Raw genomic sequence first — 18,264 nt, 5'->3', positions numbered from 1 at the left:
AACCTAGAACTGGACCACCACGTTGGCAATCCGGCCCTGGCGCGCCACCGTTAACCACATCGCCCGGGGTCGCCGCTGCAAAAAGGCTCGCAACTCCTCCGGGTTCTCCAAAGGCCGACCGTTGAGGGCCAGGATACGGTCCCCCGGTCGCAACCCGATCCAAGCCGCCGGCGAATTGGGTTCCACCTCCTGAATCACCAAGGTTTCCGGGTCCACGGCAATCCCGAGACGAAATCCCGGCGTTGGGGTCTGGGGTGCCGGTTGCGCCGCCACGGGGGGAATGGGGTTGTTGCGGTTCTGGGCGATAAAGTCCCGCGCGTTCAGGATGCTGGTGGCAAACCCAATACCGATATTCGCCCCGATGCCCGCCGGGTTCAAAATGGCGCGATTCACCCCAATCAGTTCCCCCCGGGAGTTGAGCAATGGCCCACCGGAGTTGCCCGGATTAATGGCCGCATCCGTTTGCAGGTCGCCGTTGGGGGCAATCCGACTGAGAATCCCCGTCGTCAAGGTGCCCGACAACCCAAAGGGGCTACCGATGGCAAATACCCGCTGCCCCACCTGAATCCCATCCGCATTGGCCAGGGGCACCGTAGGCAGTCGTCCTTGCACCCCCTCTAACCGCACCAGCGCCAAATCTCGTTGCCGGTCCGTGGCAATCACCCAACCCCGGTAGCGCGCCCCCGTACTGGTGATCACCTGTACCGTGCGAAAGCCCCGCACCACATGTTCACCCGTGAGCACTAGACCTTCGGGGCTGATGATGGTGCCCGAACCATTGCCGTTGCCCGCGCGAATGGTCACCACCGCCGGACTGGCCCTGCGATAGACATCAATACTGACCTGCTCTTCCGTAGGAAAACGGGATTGGGCAGCACCAGGGGTTATTCCGAGCAGGGGTGGCGTCGTGGTCAGGGTGAGCGTCAGAAGTGGCATAACCAGTGCTGATGCTTTCATAGGCTGTCGTGGGATGAACGCCTACCAGTTAGACGCGAAAATCGGCCCTGAAGTTTCGGCGCACCGCCTCCGTCTGATAGGTTAACGTGATTTTGGGGATAGCCGCAACCGCTAGGATGGTTAGGTGGTGGTTTGGCCTCTGGCTGCTGATGCGATGGTGTTGGACATGGGTAGTAGTTGGCGCGATGTTGGGGTCACCCCTGGCCCTGGCCCAACCTAATCATCTTGAAGCCCAGCGCAAATTCCAGCAGGCCACCCGCTCCCTGGGGCGCCATGAAAATGTCAAGGCCGTTCAGGAGTTCCAAGAGGCGCTCCGGCTCAATCCGCAGATGGCAGGGGCCTGGCGGGGGTTGGGGGTGGCCTTAGGACGGTTGGGGCGCTGGACCGAAGCTGCACAGGTGCAAGCCCGGGCCACCGCTTTACAACCCCAGTATGCGCCGGGGTGGGTTTTGCGGGGTTGGGCGGAACATCGCAGCGGCAATCACTTGGTGGCAGTGCAGTGGCTCCGGCAGGCTTTACGTCTCGACCCCAAAAACCTGGAAGCCCACAACGCCTTGGGAGTGGTGTATCTGTTCCTCAACCGGCCCCACCAGGCTGAAGCCAGCACCCGCGCCGTCCTCCGACTGGACCCCCGCAACGGCACCGCCTGGTACAACTTGGGTTTGAGCCTAGACCGGCAGGGACGCTACCAGGAAGCCATCGCCGCCCAGACCCAAGCCCAAAAGTGGGAACCTCACAATCCCCACCCTCTCCTGGCTCAGGCCGTGAGTTATCTGGCGCAGAACCAAATTCCCCAGGCGCGCGCCGTATTCCAACGGGCCATGGCCCTTGACCCCTGGTATGGCCAGGCGGCGGGGATGGACGACTTGGCGCGGGCCGGTTTTAGCCCCACCCAAATCGCCCGGTTGAAAAAAATCCTAGATTATCCGTGAATTTTGGGGTTTGCTTGAGCTGCTGCAATTCAGCCCTACCCCGCCGGCGGATTTGTCAACACCTTGACAGAAAAGACCCTGGGCTGATATTTTTATCACGTCCTAGTTATATGGTTATGGAGGGTGGGGGTATGCAGAAGTATGGTTTTCTTGGGGGGGTGGTGCTGGTGGCTATTGCTTTTGTGGCACCGGGGTATAGTCAGCCGGCGCCCATCACCATTTCTGGATTTGGGGGGAATGCCACCCATGATTGTGGCAACGGTCGCAATGTGACCATTGACGCGGCCAACACCACCGTCACGCTGCGGGGGATGTGCAAGCAGGTGGAAATTACCGGTGCAGGCAACACGGTTAACCTCAACCAGGTGGAGCGGATTGTGGTGACGGGGACGATGAACCGGGTGACCTACCGCAACGGCGTCAATAACCGCCCGCCGGTGATCAGCAACACGGGTTTCAACAACCAGGTCACGCGCCAGCCCTAGGGACCACCCGCAACAGGGTTTCGCCGACCAGGGGTTGCGTGTCGAGTCGCACCCAACGGTGGCGGTCGGTATAGCCGTAAAAGGGGTCGCTGCCTTGAACTAGACTCACCCAGGGGTCAGTGCTCGGTGGGGGGGGCTGGGGGTGCAAGGGCTGGAGTACGCCACTGGCTGTCACGATGTGTATGGGGCCTGAGCTATCTGCTGGCACAGCGCCCACCAACATTTCATTTGGGGTCAGGCGCACCAGACGTCTGCCGTGGCTGCGCCGGGGAAGTGGGCAGGACCAGAAGCGTCCCTGGTTGCTGACCAACCAGAGGGTTTGTTGCTCTTGCCATATCCCCACAGCTAATAGGGCGTCATCAGCGGGAAATCCCCATGTGCCTTGCCACAAGTCGCCCGTCGCCATAACCGTGCCATAGCCCCCCCGACTGACCAACCACACCGCTGCCGTTTCTGGAGAAATGAGCAGCGGCGGTAGTCCCCCATCCCAGTCCACCTCCGCCCGCCAGTCTTGCCCGGGTTCGCCCCCGACGAAGTCCTGTACGGTAAACACCTGCACGCCTCCGCTTCGCCCAAACAACAGAAGCCGCTGCTGGGGGTGCAAGGTGCCCTGCCACAGGAGGGGGTCGTCGGTGGTAGCCGATAAATCCAGCGATAACTGGCGTGCGCTGCCCTCATCCAGCCGTTGCCACCGGCCACTGGCTCGCAATCGGAGTGTAAGGGGTTCTGGCGGAGGCGTCTCCGGGACCACGATGCGGGTGCGCCGGGGTTCTCGGCCCCATTGCCGCTGTAACTGACGCAGTTGGCGTTTCAGTTCCTGCAATCGGGCCTGGCGGTCCTGTTGGAGATGGGCTAAACGCTGTTGCTCCTGCTGAAGCTGGCGCAGTTGGGTTTCTAGGGCTTGCGCTTCTAAACGAGTCAGATGTTTCAAGGGGGTAGAAAGTATCATTTCTGCCTGGTCAGCCGTCAATCCCAACTGTTGCATCAACTGCTGCCGGGCCTGGTCCAGGTTGGGGGCATCCTGCAAGACCTGAAACACCACCGCCAGATGGGTCATGGCCCGCTGCAGGGCTGTGAGCCGTTGAATGTCGTGGCTGACCTGCTGGTGTTGGTAGCGGTACAGCCGCTGCAGGGTCTGTTCCCGAAACTGCAAAAACTGCTGCAACCAGCGCCGCAGGGAGCACTGCTGGGGTCGCCCGTCCAGAAGCGCCAGAAAACTGGCGTGGAATTGGGTCTGCAGGGGCGTTTGGGCGTACAACTGCTGGACCACCTGCTCGGGGTCGTAGCCGGGTTTGACCGTAAGGACGATGCGCAGGCCCTCCCGGTCGCTTTCATCCCGCAGGTCGGCAATCCCCTCTAGGCGCCCCTGGTGCAGTAACTCGGCCGTGCGCTGGATCCAGTCCGCCTTGGCCACGCCGTAGGGCAATGCGGTGATGACAAGGGTTTCCCTGGCCCGCTTGCCCCGCCCTTGGGTTTCCCGCCGCCAGGTGCCCCGCAGGGTGATGGCCCCTTTGCCTGTGCGATAGACGCGACGGATGGCTTGCGGGTCAACTACTTCGCCGCCGGTGGGGAAATCGGGGGCCGGAATACAGTAATACAACCGCTCGTCGCTTAAGTGGGGATAGTCAATCAGTTGCAGCAGGGCCTCAATCACCTCGCCGGCGTGGTGGGGAGGTATCTGGGTGGCCATCCCTACGGCAATGCCGCTACAGCCGTTGAGCAACAGCAAGGGCAATTGGGCCGGTAACACCTGGGGTTCGGTTTCGCTACCGTCAAAGTTCTCCCGAAAGTCCACGGTTGCCGGGTGTAGGTCGCGAAAGAGCACTTGTTCGGCAAAGGCCGAGAGCCGGGCTTCGGTGTAGCGCATGGCAGCAGCCGGGTCGTTGTCCAACGAACCGAAATTGCCCTGACCGTCAATCAGGGGATAGCGGCAGTGAAAGTCCTGGGCCAAACGCACTAAGGCGCCGTACACCGCCTGGTCGCCATGGGGATGGTACTTCCCCAGGACTTCCCCGACAATCCGGGCGCTTTTGCGGTGGGGGCGCTGTGCGGTTAACCCCATCTGCCACAGGGCATATAAAATCCGCCGCTGCACGGGTTTGAGACCGTCCCGACCGTCCGGCAAGGCCCGCCCCACCAGTACACTCAGGGCATAGGCTAAATATGACCGGCGCAATTCCCCCTCGAGCGCTGTCGGCACAATCCGGTCCCGGGTCATGACCTTGACCACTGCCTGCTCCCCAAAGTATAATATACGTCTGCGTTGTCAAAATAAGGAGCATGGACAGCAACTACGCGATTGTGGCGGTTGGGGGTAAGCAGTTTTGGATGGAGCCGGGCCGGTTCTATGACGTGAATTCCTTGGGTTTGCCAAAGGACGCCCCTGTGACGTTGGAGGAGGTGTTGCTGGTCCACTGTGGGGGGGAGGTGCAAATCGGCCAGCCGACGGTGCCCCAGGCGCGGGTAGAGGCTCGGGTGTTGGAGGCGCGACGGGGTCCCAAGCTCATCGTTTACAAGATGCGCCCTAAAAAGAAGACCCGCAAAAAGACGGGCCACCGGCAAGAGTTGACGCGTATTCTGGTAGAAAAGATTGTGGTGGGGGACCGGGAGTTTGGTGTGCCCAGCCAGGAAAAGGAAACGGTGGCGACGGCGGCTTAGGTTTGTGTGGTTGGTTAGAGGTGAGCGATGGCCCATAAAAAAGGGAGTGGTAGTACCCGCAACGGACGGGATTCCAATGCCCAGCGCTTGGGGGTCAAGCGTTTCGGGGGTGAGTTCGTACGCGCCGGCAATATCCTGGTGCGGCAACGGGGGACGACGTTTCATCCGGGGTTGAACGTGGGGGTGGGCAAGGACTACACCCTGTTTGCCTTGATTGATGGGGTGGTGCGCTTTGAACGGCGGGGGAAGCATCGGCAGAAGGTGAGTGTCTATCCCGTCGGCTAAGTCGGTTCTAGAAGGGATTTGGGCCAGTGCCCGGGCGGTCTATCCCCGGTTGGTAGAAATCCGGCGCCACATCCACAGCTTCCCGGAATTGAGTGGTCAGGAGTGGCAGACATCAGCTTATGTCGCGGGGGTGCTGTCATCCTGCGGGCTGACGGTGCGGGAGGCGGTGGGCAAAACGGGGGTGCTGGCGGATTGGGGGACGGCGGACACGCCCCTGCTGGCGGTACGGGCGGATTTGGATGCGCTGCCGATCCAGGAGCAAACGGAGCTGGAGTACCGCTCGCGGGTGGCGGGGGTGATGCACGCCTGCGGCCATGATGTCCATACGGCGGTGGCCCTGGGGACGGCGATGGTGCTGTCGCGCCTGGAGGTGCCCCTGCCGGGACGGGTACGGTTTTTGTTTCAACCGGCGGAGGAGACGGCCCAGGGGGCGCGCTGGATGATCCAGGATGGGGCGCTGACAGATGTGACGGCGATCCTGGGGTTGCATGTCTGGCCAAGCCTGCCGGGGGGGGTCGTCGGGGTGCGCTACGGGGCGTTGACGGCGGCGGCGGATGAGCTGGACTTGACCATCCTGGGGGAGTCGGGGCATGGGGCGCGACCCCACGAGGCCATTGATGCGGTTTGGATTGCAGCGCAGGTGATTACCCAGTTGCAGCAGGCGATTAGTCGCACCCAGAATCCTCTGCGACCGGTGGTGCTGACCATTGGCAAGGTGCTGGGGGGGCGGGCGCCCAACGTGATTGCCGACCAGGTACGCCTGTGGGGGACGGTGCGCTCCTTGCATCCGGAGACCCGGGAGCAGTTGCCCCAGTGGATCGAAAACATCGTGCGCCAGACCTGTGAGACCTACCGGGCGCGTTATGTCCTGAATTACAAAGCGGGGGTACCGGGGGTCTATAACGACCCGGCGTTGACCCAGTTGGTGGAACAGGCGGCCCGCGGTGCCCTGGGTGCCGAACGGGTGCAGATTCTCAACGAGCCGTCCTTGGGGGCGGAGGATTTTGCCCTGTACCTGGAAAAGGTGCCGGGGACCATGTTTCGCCTGGGGACGGCTATAGCAGGCCAGCCCTACTACAGTCTGCATCACCCCAAATTCGCTGTGGATGAGCAGGCCATTTTGACGGGGGTGGTCACCATGGCCTGGGCGGTGTGGCAGTTCTGGCAGCAATCTATGGCACAATCGTGGTGAGCAGGTCGGCCCATGGCTATGTCGGAACGGAAACCGGTGATCTTGGACTTTGAGCGGCCCCTGGTGGAAATGGAACAGCGCATTCGCCAGATCGAACAAATGGCTCAAGAAAGTGGGGTGGATGTTTCTGACCGGGTGGCCCAATTGGTGAATAACTACCGCCAGCTGCGCCAGGAAATTTTTAGTCGCCTAACGCCGGAGCAACGGGTGAAGGTGGCACGCCATCCCCGCCGACCCACGACCCTGGACTATATCCAGGCCATTACCGATGAGTGGCTCGAGTTGCACGGGGACCGCTGTGGCAGTGATGATCCGGCTCTGGTGGGGGGAATCGGTCGCATTGACGGGCAGCCGGTGATGATCCTGGGGCACCAAAAAGGGCGGGATACGAAGGAAAATGTGGCCCGCAATTTCGGCATGGCGTCGCCGGGGGGATACCGCAAGGCGCTGCGGCTGATGCAACATGCCCACCGTTTTGGCCTGCCCATCATCACCCTGATCGATACGCCGGGGGCTTATCCGGGGGTGGAGGCGGAACGCCTGGGCCAGGGGGAAGCGATCGCTGTGAATTTGCAGGTGATGTTTACGTTGGAGGTGCCGATTATTTGTGTGGTGATCGGCGAAGGGGGGTCTGGGGGGGCTTTGGCCATTGGCGTGGGAGACCGGATTTTGATGTTTGAACATGCGATCTATTCGGTGATTTCGCCAGAGGGGTGCGCGGCGATCCTCTGGAAAGACAGTTCCCAGGCAGCCAAAGCGGCCCAAGCCCTAAAACTCACGGCCCAGGACCTGCTGGCGTTGGGGGTGATTGACCAAATTCTGCCGGAACCCTTGGGGGCGGCCCACGCGGACCCGGTGCAAGCGGCGGAAACCTTGAAGCGGGCGTTGCTGGATAATCTCGCTTACCTGCGGGAGTTGGATGGGCCGACTTTGTGTCGCCAGCGCTACGACAAGTTCCGGCGCATGGGGGTGGTGATCGATGGCGGCTAAGCGGGCGGTCATTACCGGAGCGTCCCGGGGGATCGGGCGGGCGACGGCGTTGGAGTTGGCCCAGCACGGCTGGGATGTGGCTTTGATTGCCCGGTCGGAGCTGGAGCTGGTGCACCTGGCCCACGAGATTCAGGAATTAGGTCGCCAAGCTTATGTGTTTCCCCAGGACATGAGTCAGGTGGGAGAGCTGGTGCCTTTGATGCAGCGGGTGGTACAGGCCCTGGGGGGGTGCGATCTGCTGGTGAACAATGCGGGGATTGCCCACTTGGGAAACTTGGCGGATACTCCCTTGAGTGTGTGGGAGCAGGTGTTGACGGTGAATCTGACGGCGGCGTTTCAGTGTATCCAGGGGGTGTTGCCGACCATGCGGGCAGCCGGCAGCGGCACGATTGTAAATGTGGTGTCCATTGCCGGGCAGCAGGTGTTTCCCCAGTGGGGGGCCTACTGTGTCAGCAAGCACGGCCTAATGGCCCTGTCCCATACCCTGGCACAGGAGGAACGGGCCTACGGGATTCGGGTATGTGCCCTGTGTCCGGGGGCGGTGGATACGGCGATTTGGGATACGGTGCCGGCCCAGTTTGACCGCAAGGGGATGATGTCGCCCCAGGTGGTGGCCCAAACGATTCGGCAGGTGGTGGAATTGCCGCCGGAAGCGACGGTTGAGACCTTGACCCTTTTGCCCCAGGCAGGGGTACTGTAGGGGGGGTAAGCCAAGGGGAGCCAATGGAAGACCTGGGCCGGTGTCAATACCAATCCCGGCAGCACGGGCGAAGGAGCATCGCCGGTAAGTTCAGTAAGGTGGCGCTCCCTAATCAATGGTCAGGATGCCTTCATCGGTTACATCCACTAACCAGCCCAGTTCTGTACCCTGCTGGGCGCACTTGAATGGTTCTGGTCTGGCGAGAGGATTGCAATCACCCAGCCCGGGTAAATCAAAGGGGTTGGCAGTTTGCCTGAACGGCAGATGCGGGATGCGTTCCCAACGAAAAACAGCGATGTTGGGAACAAAAACATCCCCACCGAAGAGGCAACGTAGTTCTGGGAAGGCCAGGGCAATTCGGCTTGGTTGGGCCACTTGGTTCATGATGGCAACTAACCAGCTTTGTAATAATCCCCCTGGGGCAGAGGTTTTGGCATCAATTGTCCGTTGATGAATTCGCTGGCCGGTTCGGTCTCCAGCAGGGCTAAAAGTTGTTCTAGAGATGTTGGTTTCCTGACGGTGAAGGAACCCTTAGCTCGATAATAACAGGCGGTGGGGCGCCCCCAAATTGCCGGTAGTCGGGCGGAAAATTTGAGTCATGCTCCTCGGGATACGGCTGCAATCCTGGGCTGGGCAGTTACTCGGTGGGTGAATCCCAATGGTATGGTAGAAGGGGATTGGCCCAAAGGTGGCAAAGTCATGGCCCGCACATACCCAAGTCCCGAGGTCCTGCGCCGGATGCCCTTTAGCCTGGCGGATGGGGTGGTCATTCTAGGAACGCTGGTGCTCCTGGCCGGGATTGCACGGGTGGGTTTGGGGGCGCTGGAGGCGTTTCACCCGCCGGTGCAGGTGCCGACGGTGGACTTGGACCCCCGTAATCTGCCCTATTACGCCGCCCGCTCGACGCTGCGCATGTTCGTGGCCCTGTTTTTCTCAACCGTTTTTACGTTTATCTATGGCTATATCGCGGCCCACAGTCGCCGGGCGGAACGGGTGATGATCCCGTTGCTGGATGTGTTGCAGTCGGTGCCGGTGCTGGGGTTTTTGGCGATTACCGTAACGGCGTTTATTGCCCTGTTTCCGGGCAGTTTGCTGGGGCTGGAGGCGGCGTCGGTGTTTGCCATCTTCACCGGCCAGGTCTGGAATATGACGTTTTCTTTCTACCATTCCCTGCGCACGATTCCCCAGGAGTTGCAGGAGGCAGCGACACTGTACGGGTTGTCCCGCTGGCAACGGTTTGTGCAATTGGAGGTGCCGTCGGCCATGCTGGGCTTGGTCTGGAACGCGATGATGAGTTTTGGGGGGGGGTGGTTTTTTGTCACCGAAAGCGAGGCCATCAGTGTGCTCAACCAGGAGTACACCCTGCCGGGGCTGGGGTCCTATGTGGCGGCGGCGATTGCGGCTCAGGATTTGGGGGCGATGGGGTGGGCGGTGGTGACGATTGCTGCGGTGATTGTGCTGGTGGATCAGTTGTTCTGGCGACCCCTGATTGCCTGGGCGGATAAGTTTCGCATGGAGCAGAGTGCGGCAGCCGAGGCACCGGAGTCCTGGGTGTATGACTTGATCCAAACGGCCCGGTTGCCCCGCTTGCTGGGACAGACCCTGGCGCCAGTCGGCGACCGGATGAATTTGCTCCTGTGCCGGGTGACGGCCCTGTTGCCCCTGCCGCCGCTGTATCCGGAAACCGAAACGCCCAAAGACCGGCTGTATAACGCGGTGCTATTGCTGTTAACTGGACTGTTGCTGGCGTGGGGGGTGCATTTTGTGGTGCGGACGGTGGGGGTGGGGGAGGTGGTCGAGGCGTTTGAGCTGGGCTTGATAACCCTGGGGCGGGTGGTAGTGCTGCTGGTGGTAGCCACGCTGATTTGGACGCCGGTGGGGGTAGCGATTGGGTTTCAACCTCGGCTAGCCCGGTTGTTGCAACCGGTGGTGCAGTTTCTGGCGGCGTTCCCGGCTAATTTCATCTTCCCCTTTGCTACGCTGTTTTTTATCCGCACGGGGATTCCCCTGGGTTGGGGGAGTATTTTGCTGATGGCCCTGGGGTCCCAGTGGTACATCCTGTTTAATTCGATTGCGGGGGCGCAGAGTATCCCGACGGACCTGCGGGAGATGTGCGCGGATGTGGGACTGACGGGCTGGCGCAAGTGGCACAAGTTGATCATTCCGGGGATTTTTTCGGCTTGGGTGACGGGGGGGGTGACGGCCAGTGGTGGGGCCTGGAACGCCAGTATCGTTGCGGAGGTGGTGCGCTGGGGAGACCAGACGCTGCGGGCGCCGGGATTGGGGGCCTATATCACCGAAGCAACCATCCAGGGGGATTGGGCACGGATTACCCTGGGCATCGGCATGATGAGTTTGTTTGTGGTGGGGTTGAACCGACTGGTTTGGCGGCGGTTGTACGCCCTGGCGGAGAGCAAATATCACTTGTGAGGTGGGCCATGACGGCGCTGATTCGGGTAGAGCAGGTGGCAAAAAGTTTCCCACTGCCGGAGCGCAAGGGGCACTTTTGGGTGCTCAAGGACATTAACCTGGAAATCCGAGCAGGGGAAGTGGTGGCGTTACTCGGGCGCAGCGGCAGTGGCAAAAGTACGTTGTTGCGGATCATGGCGGGGCTGATTCCCCCGACGGAAGGACGGGTCTGGAGCAATGGCCAAATCCTGCGGGGACCGAACCGACAGGTGGCCATGGTGTTCCAGAGTTTTGCCCTGCTGCCCTGGTTGACGGTGCTGGAGAATGTGGAGCTGGGGCTGGTGGCACGGGGGATGCCCCGGGAGGAACGGCGACAACGGGCGCTGAAGGCTATTGACCTGGTGGGGCTGGATGGGTTCGAGAGTGCCTATCCCCGGGAGCTGTCGGGGGGGATGAAACAACGGGTGGGGTTTGCCCGCGCCTTTGCCCTGGAGCCGCAGGTGCTGTTTATGGATGAGCCGTTTAGCGCCCTGGATGTGTTGACGGCAGAAAACCTGCGGGGGGAAATTGATGACCTGTGGCAGGCGGGGATGTTTCCGTCTAAGAGTATTCTCATCGTGACGCACAATATTGAGGAGGCGGTGTACTTGGCGGACCGGGTGATCCTGCTGGGGGCCAATCCGGGCCGGATTCGCGGGGAGGTGGTGATTGACCTGCCCCGGCCCCACGATACCCTGTCGCCCCGTTATAAGGCCTTGGTGGACTATATCTACACCGCCATGACCAACCCGGATATTGAGGTCATCAGTCCGGCGGCATCGACGAAACCGACGTCGCCTTTTGCGCAACCGTTACCCCATGTGCGGGTGGGGGGTATCAGCGGGTTGCTGGAGTTGATCGTGGAACAGCCGGAGGGTCAGGTGGATTTGCCCCTGTTGGCGGAGCGGTTGCAGATGTCGGTGGATGACCTGTTGCCGATTCTGGATGCGGCGCAGATGCTGGGTTTTGCGGAGGTCTCCCAGGGGGATGTGCGCCTGACGCCGGTCGGACGGGACTTTGCTACCACCACCATCCTGCGCAGTAAGGATTTGTTCCGCCAGCAGGTGTTGCAGCATGTGCCGGTGCTGGTGAGTATGGTGCAAACCCTGCGGGAAAAACAGGACCACACCATGAGCGCTGACTTTTTCCTGGACCTGTGGGATGACTATTTCCCAGAGGCGGAGGCTGAACGCCAGTTGGCTACGGCCATTGACTGGGGGCGCTACGCAGAGCTGTTTGAATACGATGCGGATGAAAACCGATTGTACCTGTCGGAACCGGCGGCCCCCTTGCCGGAGGTGGCTTAAGTCCAAGCGCAAACTGTCGCCCCTGATTTCATCGTAGTCTTGTAGGTAGGAAAAGGAACCCTGCGCCGGGAGTAAGGTTATGACATCCCCTGTTTTCCATGCTTTAGATGTGCAACAGGTGCTGGCTTACTGGCAGACGGAGGCGACGGTGGGGTTGCCGGCGGAGGAGGTGGCCCGGCGCTATGAACAGTACGGCCCCAATGAGTTGCCGGAACAGCGGCGCACCCCGGCTTGGTTGAAGTTTTTGCAGCAGTTCCATCAACCCTTGCTCTACATCCTGCTGGTGGCGGGGCTCGTCAAGGCGTTTTTGCGCTCCTGGCTCAATGCTCTGGTCATTTGGGGGGTGACGGTGATCAATGCCGTCATCAGTTATATCCAGGAGACCCAGGCGGAGGGGGCAATTGCTTCTTTGGCCAAGGTGGTGACCACCGAAACTACGGTGCTGCGGGATGGGCAACGGTTGCAGGTTCCGGCGCGGGAGTTGGTCCCCGGTGACATCGTGTTTTTGCATTCGGGGGACAAGGTGCCGGCGGACATGCGGTTGCTGGCGGTGCGCAATCTCCAGGTGGATGAGTCAGCCCTGACGGGGGAATCGGTGCCGGTGACTAAGACGGTGGAAACCCTGCCGGCGGAGACCCCCTTGGCGGAGCGACGCAATATGGCCTACGCCGGGAGTTTGGTGACCTTTGGCCAGGGACAGGGGGTGGTGGTAGCAACGGGAACGGCGACCGAGGTGGGGCAAATTGCCCGTTCGATGCAGGAGCGGGTGAGCCTGAGTACGCCCTTGACCCGCAAATTCGCTGCCTTTAGCCACACGATTCTGTATGTGGTGCTGGGGCTAGCGGCCTTTACGTTTGCGGTGGGGGCGGGACGGGGCAAGGACTGGGTGGAGATGTTTGAGGCGGCGGTGGCTCTGGCGGTGAGTGCCATTCCTGAGGGGCTGCCGGCGGTGGTAACCGTCACCCTGGCGATTGGGGTCAACCGCATGGCCCAACGCCACGCCATTATCCGCAAGTTGCCAGCGGTGGAGGCCCTAGGCAGTGCGACGGTCATCTGCTCTGACAAAACGGGTACCCTGACGGAAAACCAGATGACGGTGCAGGCGGTAGTGGTTGGCGACCAGGAATTTCACGTCACCGGAAGCGGCTATAGTCCGAAGGGGGAAATTTGTACGGCTGCCGGTGAACCCCTAAAGGACCTACCGCCGGGTCTGCGGGCCTGTTTGGTAGCTGGAGTCCTGTGCAATGACAGTCATTTGGAACAACGGGAGGGGGATTGGCAGGTAGTCGGCGACCCCACGGAGGGTGCGCTATTGGCGGTGGCGGAAAAAGCGGGGTTAAGTCAGGCGGGGTTAACAGCAGACTACCCCCGATTAGACGCCATTCCTTTTGAGTCGGATTACCAGTACATGGCCACCCTCAACGACGGCCAGCCCCGCCTGATCTACGTCAAGGGCGCGGTGGAGGTGGTACTGGCCCGTTGCCGGCAGGCGATGAATCTCCAGGGAGAGTTGGTCCCCCTTGAGGTAGAAAGCATACGGGCGGCGGTCGAACGCCTGGCGGAGAACGGGTTGCGGGTGTTGGCCTTTGCCCAAAAGACAGCAGCACCCCACCAGCACAGCTTAGACCACGAGGATATTGCCGAGGGTCTGGTGTTTCTGGGGTTACAGGGGATGATTGACCCGCCCCGGCCGGAAGCTATCGTCGCCGTGCATCACTGTCAAACGGCGGGGATTCAGGTGAAGATGATCACTGGCGACCATGTGACCACTGCCCGCGCCATTGCCCAGCGCATGGGAATTCAAACCGCTGAAGGGGTGGTGGCCTTTACGGGCGCGGAACTGGCGGCGATGGATAGCGCAACGTTTACAGATGCTGCCCTACGGGGTTCGGTGTTCGCCCGGGTGGCTCCCTCCCAGAAATTGCAACTCGTGGAGGCCCTTCAGTCCCGGGGCCATATCGTGGCCATGACTGGCGATGGGGTCAACGACGCCCCGGCGCTGCGCCAAGCTGATATCGGCATTGCCATGGGGAAAGGGGGCACGGAGGTCGCCCGGGAAGCGGCGGATATGTTGCTCACTGACGATAATTTCGCTTCCATTGCCGCTGCCGTCGAGGAAGGCCGCACGGTCTATCAAAACCTTCGCAAGGCCATTGCCTTCTTGCTGCCGGTCAATGGGGGCGAGTCCATGACCATTTTGATCAGCGCTCTGTTGCTGCGGGATTTGCCCATTTTGTCCCTGCAGGTGCTGTGGCTGAACATGATCAATTCCATCACCATGACGGTGCCCTTGGCCTTTGAACCTAAACCGCCGGGGGTGATGGAACAGCCGCCCCGCAACCCGGATCAACCCCTGCTGACCCCCAAATTAATCCAGCGCATTTTACTGGTGTCGGCCTTCAACTGGGTGTTGATTTTCGGCATGTTTGAGTGGGTGAAAGGGGGCACCGGCAATTTGGCGCTGGCCCGCACCATGGCGATTCAGGCGCTGGTGGCCGCCCGGATTATTTACCTGATCAGCCTCAGCCAGTTTGGCCTCAGTTTAGGGGAGTTTTTGCGGGGGAAAACCCGGCAGATTACTCCTGCGCCTACGGTGTTTTTGGGGATTGCCGTAGCTGTTTTGCTGCAAATCCTCTTTAGCCAGTGGCCCTTGATGAATACCTTGTTTGCCACCGCGCCCCTGTCCGGTTGGGAGTGGCTAATTTGCCTATTGCCCATGCTCCCTATGCTGCCGGTGGCCTGGGCGGCCAATGCCCTTGACCCTGCCCTCAAAAAAGGCTCAGGTATGCGCTAGGGCCTTGTGCAAGTACTCCACCAGGGGAATTTGGGCCTGGGTCTCTGCAGGAATCTGCTCCTGGATGGCTTGGAGCAGCGGGTCTTGTAGAGGCCACCGATGGTTTTCTATCAGGTGCACCAGCAATTCCGCCGCATAGTCCCAATAACCCCTGACATCCATTAGGCAGGCCAATTTGAAAATCCGTTCCGGCGAGCGCCAGGGTTCGGATGTGGCGGGGTCCAATACATCCCGGACATACACCGCATCGCCCCAGAGTTTTTGCCCCCGATAGACCATTGGATTGTTGACCACCGGAAAGAGCCGTCGGGTTGCCCCCACATGCAAACTCAGTTGAAACAACGTAAATCCCTGTTGTCGCAGGAAGGTATCCACATCGGCAAACAGGGGTTGACCCAGGTACAGGGGTGAAAAGATAACCTCCATTTCCACGACTAATAGGTGCTCAGCCAGGATCCTAGCGGCCCCCCGCAACACATCCAAATCAGCCCCCTGCACATCGGTACGGAGGTAATCAAAACCGGGCAGGTTCTGTTCCTGGCAAAAGACATCGAGGGTCGTCGTTTCGACTTCGACGGTAGCTACCCCTTTCATCATTTCCATCTCGACCTGAAAGCGGGTCAAAAAAGGTTCATTGGGAGGATAAAGGGAGGAACACATTGGGTCCTGGGTGATATACAAGGTTTGTGTGTCGCAACGGTCACTGAGCACTAGGGGTACATGGATTTCCGGCCAGGGGATGCCCTTTTCGGCAACGGCGGTGTTGGCAGCCTCACAGGCGTCCGGGTCAGCATCGAAACCATAGATTTCGAGATTCGGCGCAAATACATCCCACCCCTGTTGACCCCAGTCATCCGCCTCGCTAATCGGTCGCGACCCCACATGACCAATCCGCACCCACAACTGGTCCAAATAGCCAGCTCGTTTGAGCCAGGGGGTAAAAAACGCCGGCATGGTCACTGGTTCCCGCATTTACCCCTTATTCTGACATGGATGCTGAAGGACAAACCACAGGCCGCCACCGTCAATTCCACCAGCACCACCCCCAACTTACGCTCCCACCAACAACCCAGGCACCCCGTTAACATTCCCCAGAACACCAGACTGCGCCGCTGCCCTAGCAATTCGCTCAAAACCTGCTGTGGACCTGCCTGGGTTTCTTGTGCGACCCGTTACCTGCAACCCCACCCCTGCGGCTTTCTTGACATTTCTTTACAGGTTGTGGCTAGATAACGAGGGTAGTCGTTGTGGCACCCTATCATCCTAGGGCCAAAGTTGTACGTCTTTGTGTGAGGGGTCGGTTCCTTCCTGCCTATGCATCCATCGCCAGCCGCGCATCATCCCTTGCTGTCTCGCCGTCAGTTGCTCAAGTTTTTTGGGATAGGGGGACTGGGAACCCTGGTGGGGTACTCCCGCTTGGTGAAACCCCAGCCCACCGTTTGGCAACCCGACCCGGTGACTTTGCCATTGCGCCTGACGAACCCCCTGCGGGTGGTGGTGATCGGTGGCGGCTTGGCGGGGTTGGCCTGCGCCTATGAACTGAGTCGGCGGGGATTTGTGGTGACCCTGTTGGAAAAGGCTCCGCACCTAGGGGGCAAAATTGCCGGTTGGCCGGTCGAGGTCAATGGCGTGACCCTGCAGATGGAGCACGGCTTCCACGGCTTTTTCCCTCAGTATTACAACCTGAATCAACTGGTGCGGGAAGTGGGCTGCGAGGACAACTTTGTTTTTCTCCATTCCTACGCGGTGGCCTATAAAAATGGCTATGCGGTGGAGGTGTTTCGCCCCAGTCGCTCCGCTTTCCCCTGGAACATCGTGGACCTGGCCCTGGCGTCACCCAATCGCTGGCGCTGGGGGTTAAATTTAACCAGTCCAGCCCACTGGGCGGTCTTCCGGGAAATTACGGGGTTTGACCCGGTGGAGAGCTACCAGCGTCTGGATCACCTATCCGTCCTGGAATGGGTAGGGGATGATTTTCCCCGGGGGTTGTTTGATCTGTACTTTTTGCCTTTTGCCAAATCCAGCCTCAATGCCCCTGATGTTCTGAGCGCGGGGGAATTGATGCAGTTTTTCCACTTTTATTTCTTCGGTAACCCTGAGGGGCTGGCGTTTCGGGGCACCCGGCAGGATATGCGCCGCTCCCTGGTCGAACCCATTGCTGACTGCATTCGCGGCAACGGCGGCACTATCCGCACTGGCGTTACGGTTACGGGGTTGCGCTGGCAGGAGGGGAAGGTTGCCGGTGTGGGCATCACCAGCGGTGAGACGGGCTTGGGTGTGCCCTTTTGGGTCGAGGCTAACCCGGTTCTGCCGGCGGGGTTTTACGGGGCGGGGGATGCGGTGTATCGGGTGCAGGGGCAGGAGGCGCTGGGGTTGACCTGTCCCCATCAGGGCTGTACGGTGCAGTTACAACCCGACGGGCGCTATCGCTGTCCTTGCCACGGAGCGGAATTTACCGCCCAAGGAGAAGTCATCAAAGGTCCGGCCACCCGCAACTTAAGCAGGTTCCGTGTCATGGCCCAGACTCCGCAACAGGTCCAACTGGTGGTCCAAACCCCCACGGGCTCGGGCGAGGAATGGTTGACCGCCGATTACTACGTTTTGGCGACGGATGTGCCGGGGGCCAAGCAAATCATCCGGTTGAGCCAAGGGGACGCTCCCCACCCGGAGGTGGTGCGCCAGATCGAGAAATTGGCGGTTGCCGACCCGTTTGCAGTGGCCCGTTTTTGGCTGGACCGAGATTTTCCCTGGCCCTACAGCTATTTCACCTCCCTTTCCGGGTATCGCCTGACGGACAGCATTACCCTGTATCACCGGATTCAAGAGGATTACCAAGCTTGGGCACAGGCAACCGGCGGCAGCGTGGTAGAACTGCATGCCTACTGCTACAAGGAAAAGGACTTCCCCACCCAAGAGGCCCTGCTTACCACCTTTGAACAGGAACTGTACGAAATCGTGCCGGCGCTGCGGGGGGCCAAGATTCTGCATCGGGAACTGGTGAATCAAAAGAACTTCTCCGGTTTTCCCCCCGGTAGCTATGCCGACCGACCGACGAGCGCCACGGCGGTTCCCAACCTGTTTTTGGCCGGCGATTGGGTAAAAATGCCCTTTCCCTGCGCCCTGATGGAACGGGCTGTCAGCAGCGGGTTTTTAGCCGCCAACGAAATTTTGCACCGGCACGGACTCCAACGGCGACCCCTGTACTCAGTCCATCCCCGCGGCTGGTTGGCCATCTGAGGCTCCACCCTTAACCCCCTGCCGCTTCCCCCCCTTGAACGGTCAACCGTATCTCTGCCCACGTAAAACAAACTAAACTTCTCGGTCCCGATGGCCACCGACCCCTCCGACCGCTCCAGAGTTGGTCCTGTTAAGACAGGCGTCGGCTTATAGGTTTGGTGTGGTCAATTGCCCATAGAGTGTTCAATTTTCATCCTTTTTGATTGCTATACATGGACCCTGGAAAACGCTGGGTCAAGCTAGGCTTGATCTAAGCTTTGGAAAAAGATGGAAACGACC

At 60.3% G+C, this 18,264-nt stretch carries 16 protein-coding genes; 11 read left to right on the top strand and 5 right to left on the bottom strand.

Features of this window, described 5'->3' with window-relative positions:
- Nucleotides 1–3: 3 nt before the first annotated feature.
- A complete protein-coding gene (locus Q6L55_10165; protein MEN9259074.1) occupies nucleotides 4–936 on the bottom strand; it encodes a trypsin-like peptidase domain-containing protein in 933 nt (310 codons plus the stop codon).
- 206 nt (nucleotides 937–1,142) lie between these two features.
- Between Q6L55_10165 and Q6L55_10160 the strand changes: the two genes are divergently transcribed.
- Together Q6L55_10160 and Q6L55_10155 are read left to right on the top strand one after the other, a co-directional pair.
- Complete coding sequence (locus Q6L55_10160; protein ID MEN9259073.1) at nucleotides 1,143–1,889, top strand: tetratricopeptide repeat protein; 747 nt, start codon at nucleotides 1,143–1,145, stop codon at nucleotides 1,887–1,889.
- A gap of 131 nt (nucleotides 1,890–2,020) precedes the next feature.
- A complete protein-coding gene (locus Q6L55_10155) occupies nucleotides 2,021–2,374 on the top strand; it encodes a DUF3060 domain-containing protein (protein ID MEN9259072.1) in 354 nt (117 codons plus the stop codon).
- Here Q6L55_10155 and Q6L55_10150 read toward each other — a convergent pair.
- Nucleotides 2,358–4,592: a DNA gyrase subunit A gene (locus Q6L55_10150; GenBank protein ID MEN9259071.1), complete on the bottom strand. Its 2,235-nt coding sequence runs from the start codon at nucleotides 4,590–4,592 to the stop codon at nucleotides 2,358–2,360. The genes Q6L55_10155 and Q6L55_10150 overlap by 17 nt on opposite strands.
- 62 nt (nucleotides 4,593–4,654) lie before the next feature.
- Here Q6L55_10150 and rplU point away from each other — a divergent pair, with 62 nt between their 5' ends.
- From rplU to Q6L55_10125, 5 genes are read left to right on the top strand one after another with little or no spacing between them, the layout of a single operon-like run.
- Nucleotides 4,655–5,032, top strand: coding sequence for a 50S ribosomal protein L21 (rplU, locus tag Q6L55_10145; protein ID MEN9259070.1), 378 nt, complete (start codon nucleotides 4,655–4,657; stop codon nucleotides 5,030–5,032).
- A gap of 27 nt (nucleotides 5,033–5,059) precedes the next feature.
- Entirely contained in the window at nucleotides 5,060–5,317 is a 258-nt protein-coding gene (gene rpmA, locus Q6L55_10140; protein MEN9259069.1) for a 50S ribosomal protein L27, read from the top strand.
- Nucleotides 5,298–6,509, top strand: a complete 1,212-nt coding sequence (locus Q6L55_10135) for a M20 family metallopeptidase (GenBank protein ID MEN9259068.1) — start codon at nucleotides 5,298–5,300, stop codon at nucleotides 6,507–6,509. The genes rpmA and Q6L55_10135 overlap by 20 nt, the downstream gene beginning before the upstream one ends.
- Nucleotides 6,510–6,527: 18 nt before the next feature.
- Nucleotides 6,528–7,499, top strand: a complete 972-nt coding sequence (locus Q6L55_10130; protein ID MEN9259067.1) for an acetyl-CoA carboxylase carboxyltransferase subunit alpha — start codon at nucleotides 6,528–6,530, stop codon at nucleotides 7,497–7,499.
- Nucleotides 7,489–8,199 (top strand): SDR family oxidoreductase, encoded by a 711-nt coding sequence (locus Q6L55_10125; GenBank protein MEN9259066.1) that lies wholly within the window; start codon nucleotides 7,489–7,491, stop codon nucleotides 8,197–8,199. The genes Q6L55_10130 and Q6L55_10125 overlap by 11 nt, the downstream gene beginning before the upstream one ends.
- Nucleotides 8,200–8,307: 108 nt before the next feature.
- On the opposite strand, the gene Q6L55_10120 is transcribed toward Q6L55_10125, so the two are convergent.
- Nucleotides 8,308–8,583 (bottom strand): hypothetical protein, encoded by a 276-nt coding sequence (locus tag Q6L55_10120; GenBank protein ID MEN9259065.1) that lies wholly within the window; start codon nucleotides 8,581–8,583, stop codon nucleotides 8,308–8,310.
- Between the two features lie 315 nt (nucleotides 8,584–8,898).
- On the opposite strand from Q6L55_10120, the gene Q6L55_10115 reads away from it, so the two are divergent.
- The 3 genes from Q6L55_10115 (at nucleotide 8,899) to Q6L55_10105 (ending at nucleotide 14,748) form a co-directional block, all read left to right on the top strand.
- The gene (locus Q6L55_10115; protein ID MEN9259064.1) at nucleotides 8,899–10,629 is read left to right on the top strand and encodes an ABC transporter permease subunit; all 1,731 of its coding nucleotides are present in this window, start codon (nucleotides 8,899–8,901) and stop codon (nucleotides 10,627–10,629) included.
- An 8-nt stretch (nucleotides 10,630–10,637) separates the two neighbouring features.
- The gene (locus Q6L55_10110; GenBank protein MEN9259063.1) at nucleotides 10,638–11,954 is read left to right on the top strand and encodes a nitrate/sulfonate/bicarbonate ABC transporter ATP-binding protein; all 1,317 of its coding nucleotides are present in this window, start codon (nucleotides 10,638–10,640) and stop codon (nucleotides 11,952–11,954) included.
- A 79-nt stretch (nucleotides 11,955–12,033) separates the two neighbouring features.
- Nucleotides 12,034–14,748 carry a cation-transporting P-type ATPase gene (locus Q6L55_10105; GenBank protein MEN9259062.1) on the top strand — a complete coding sequence of 905 codons (2,715 nt, stop codon included), beginning with the start codon at nucleotides 12,034–12,036 and terminating at the stop codon, nucleotides 14,746–14,748.
- On the opposite strand, the gene Q6L55_10100 is transcribed toward Q6L55_10105, so the two are convergent.
- A complete protein-coding gene (locus Q6L55_10100; protein ID MEN9259061.1) occupies nucleotides 14,734–15,720 on the bottom strand; it encodes an FkbM family methyltransferase in 987 nt (328 codons plus the stop codon). The two genes, Q6L55_10105 and Q6L55_10100, sit on opposite strands and share 15 nt — an antisense overlap.
- A complete protein-coding gene (locus tag Q6L55_10095) occupies nucleotides 15,705–15,836 on the bottom strand; it encodes a hypothetical protein (GenBank protein ID MEN9259060.1) in 132 nt (43 codons plus the stop codon). The genes Q6L55_10100 and Q6L55_10095 overlap by 16 nt, the downstream gene beginning before the upstream one ends.
- 226 nt (nucleotides 15,837–16,062) lie before the next feature.
- On the opposite strand from Q6L55_10095, the gene Q6L55_10090 reads away from it, so the two are divergent.
- On the top strand, nucleotides 16,063–17,985 hold the full coding sequence (locus Q6L55_10090) for an FAD-dependent oxidoreductase (protein MEN9259059.1): 1,923 nt from the start codon (nucleotides 16,063–16,065) through the stop codon (nucleotides 17,983–17,985).
- Nucleotides 17,986–18,264 lie beyond the last annotated feature (279 nt).

It is taken from the genome of Gloeomargarita sp. SRBZ-1_bins_9 (assembly GCA_039794565.1).
In the GTDB taxonomy this organism is placed as follows: Bacteria; Cyanobacteriota; Cyanobacteriia; order Gloeomargaritales; family Gloeomargaritaceae; genus Gloeomargarita.
This window is presented reverse-complemented; position numbering and strand designations above follow the sequence as displayed.

Bases quoted from the DNA above. Each gene is read 5' to 3' on its own strand.
- Q6L55_10165 (MEN9259074.1), bottom strand. From the start codon at position 936: ATGCCACTTCTGACGCTCACCCTGACCACGACGCCACCCCTGCTCGGA.
- Q6L55_10160 (MEN9259073.1), top strand. From the start codon at position 1,143: ATGTTGGGGTCACCCCTGGCCCTGGCCCAACCTAATCATCTTGAAGCC.
- Q6L55_10155 (MEN9259072.1), top strand. From the start codon at position 2,021: ATGCAGAAGTATGGTTTTCTTGGGGGGGTGGTGCTGGTGGCTATTGCT.
- Q6L55_10150 (MEN9259071.1), bottom strand. From the start codon at position 4,592: ATGACCCGGGACCGGATTGTGCCGACAGCGCTCGAGGGGGAATTGCGC.
- rplU (MEN9259070.1), top strand. From the start codon at position 4,655: ATGGACAGCAACTACGCGATTGTGGCGGTTGGGGGTAAGCAGTTTTGG.
- rpmA (MEN9259069.1), top strand. From the start codon at position 5,060: ATGGCCCATAAAAAAGGGAGTGGTAGTACCCGCAACGGACGGGATTCC.
- Q6L55_10130 (MEN9259067.1), top strand. From the start codon at position 6,528: ATGTCGGAACGGAAACCGGTGATCTTGGACTTTGAGCGGCCCCTGGTG.
- Q6L55_10125 (MEN9259066.1), top strand. From the start codon at position 7,489: ATGGCGGCTAAGCGGGCGGTCATTACCGGAGCGTCCCGGGGGATCGGG.
- Q6L55_10120 (MEN9259065.1), bottom strand. From the start codon at position 8,583: ATGAACCAAGTGGCCCAACCAAGCCGAATTGCCCTGGCCTTCCCAGAA.
- Q6L55_10115 (MEN9259064.1), top strand. From the start codon at position 8,899: ATGGCCCGCACATACCCAAGTCCCGAGGTCCTGCGCCGGATGCCCTTT.
- Q6L55_10110 (MEN9259063.1), top strand. From the start codon at position 10,638: ATGACGGCGCTGATTCGGGTAGAGCAGGTGGCAAAAAGTTTCCCACTG.
- Q6L55_10105 (MEN9259062.1), top strand. From the start codon at position 12,034: ATGACATCCCCTGTTTTCCATGCTTTAGATGTGCAACAGGTGCTGGCT.
- Q6L55_10100 (MEN9259061.1), bottom strand. From the start codon at position 15,720: ATGCGGGAACCAGTGACCATGCCGGCGTTTTTTACCCCCTGGCTCAAA.
- Q6L55_10095 (MEN9259060.1), bottom strand. From the start codon at position 15,836: ATGTTAACGGGGTGCCTGGGTTGTTGGTGGGAGCGTAAGTTGGGGGTG.
- Q6L55_10090 (MEN9259059.1), top strand. From the start codon at position 16,063: ATGCATCCATCGCCAGCCGCGCATCATCCCTTGCTGTCTCGCCGTCAG.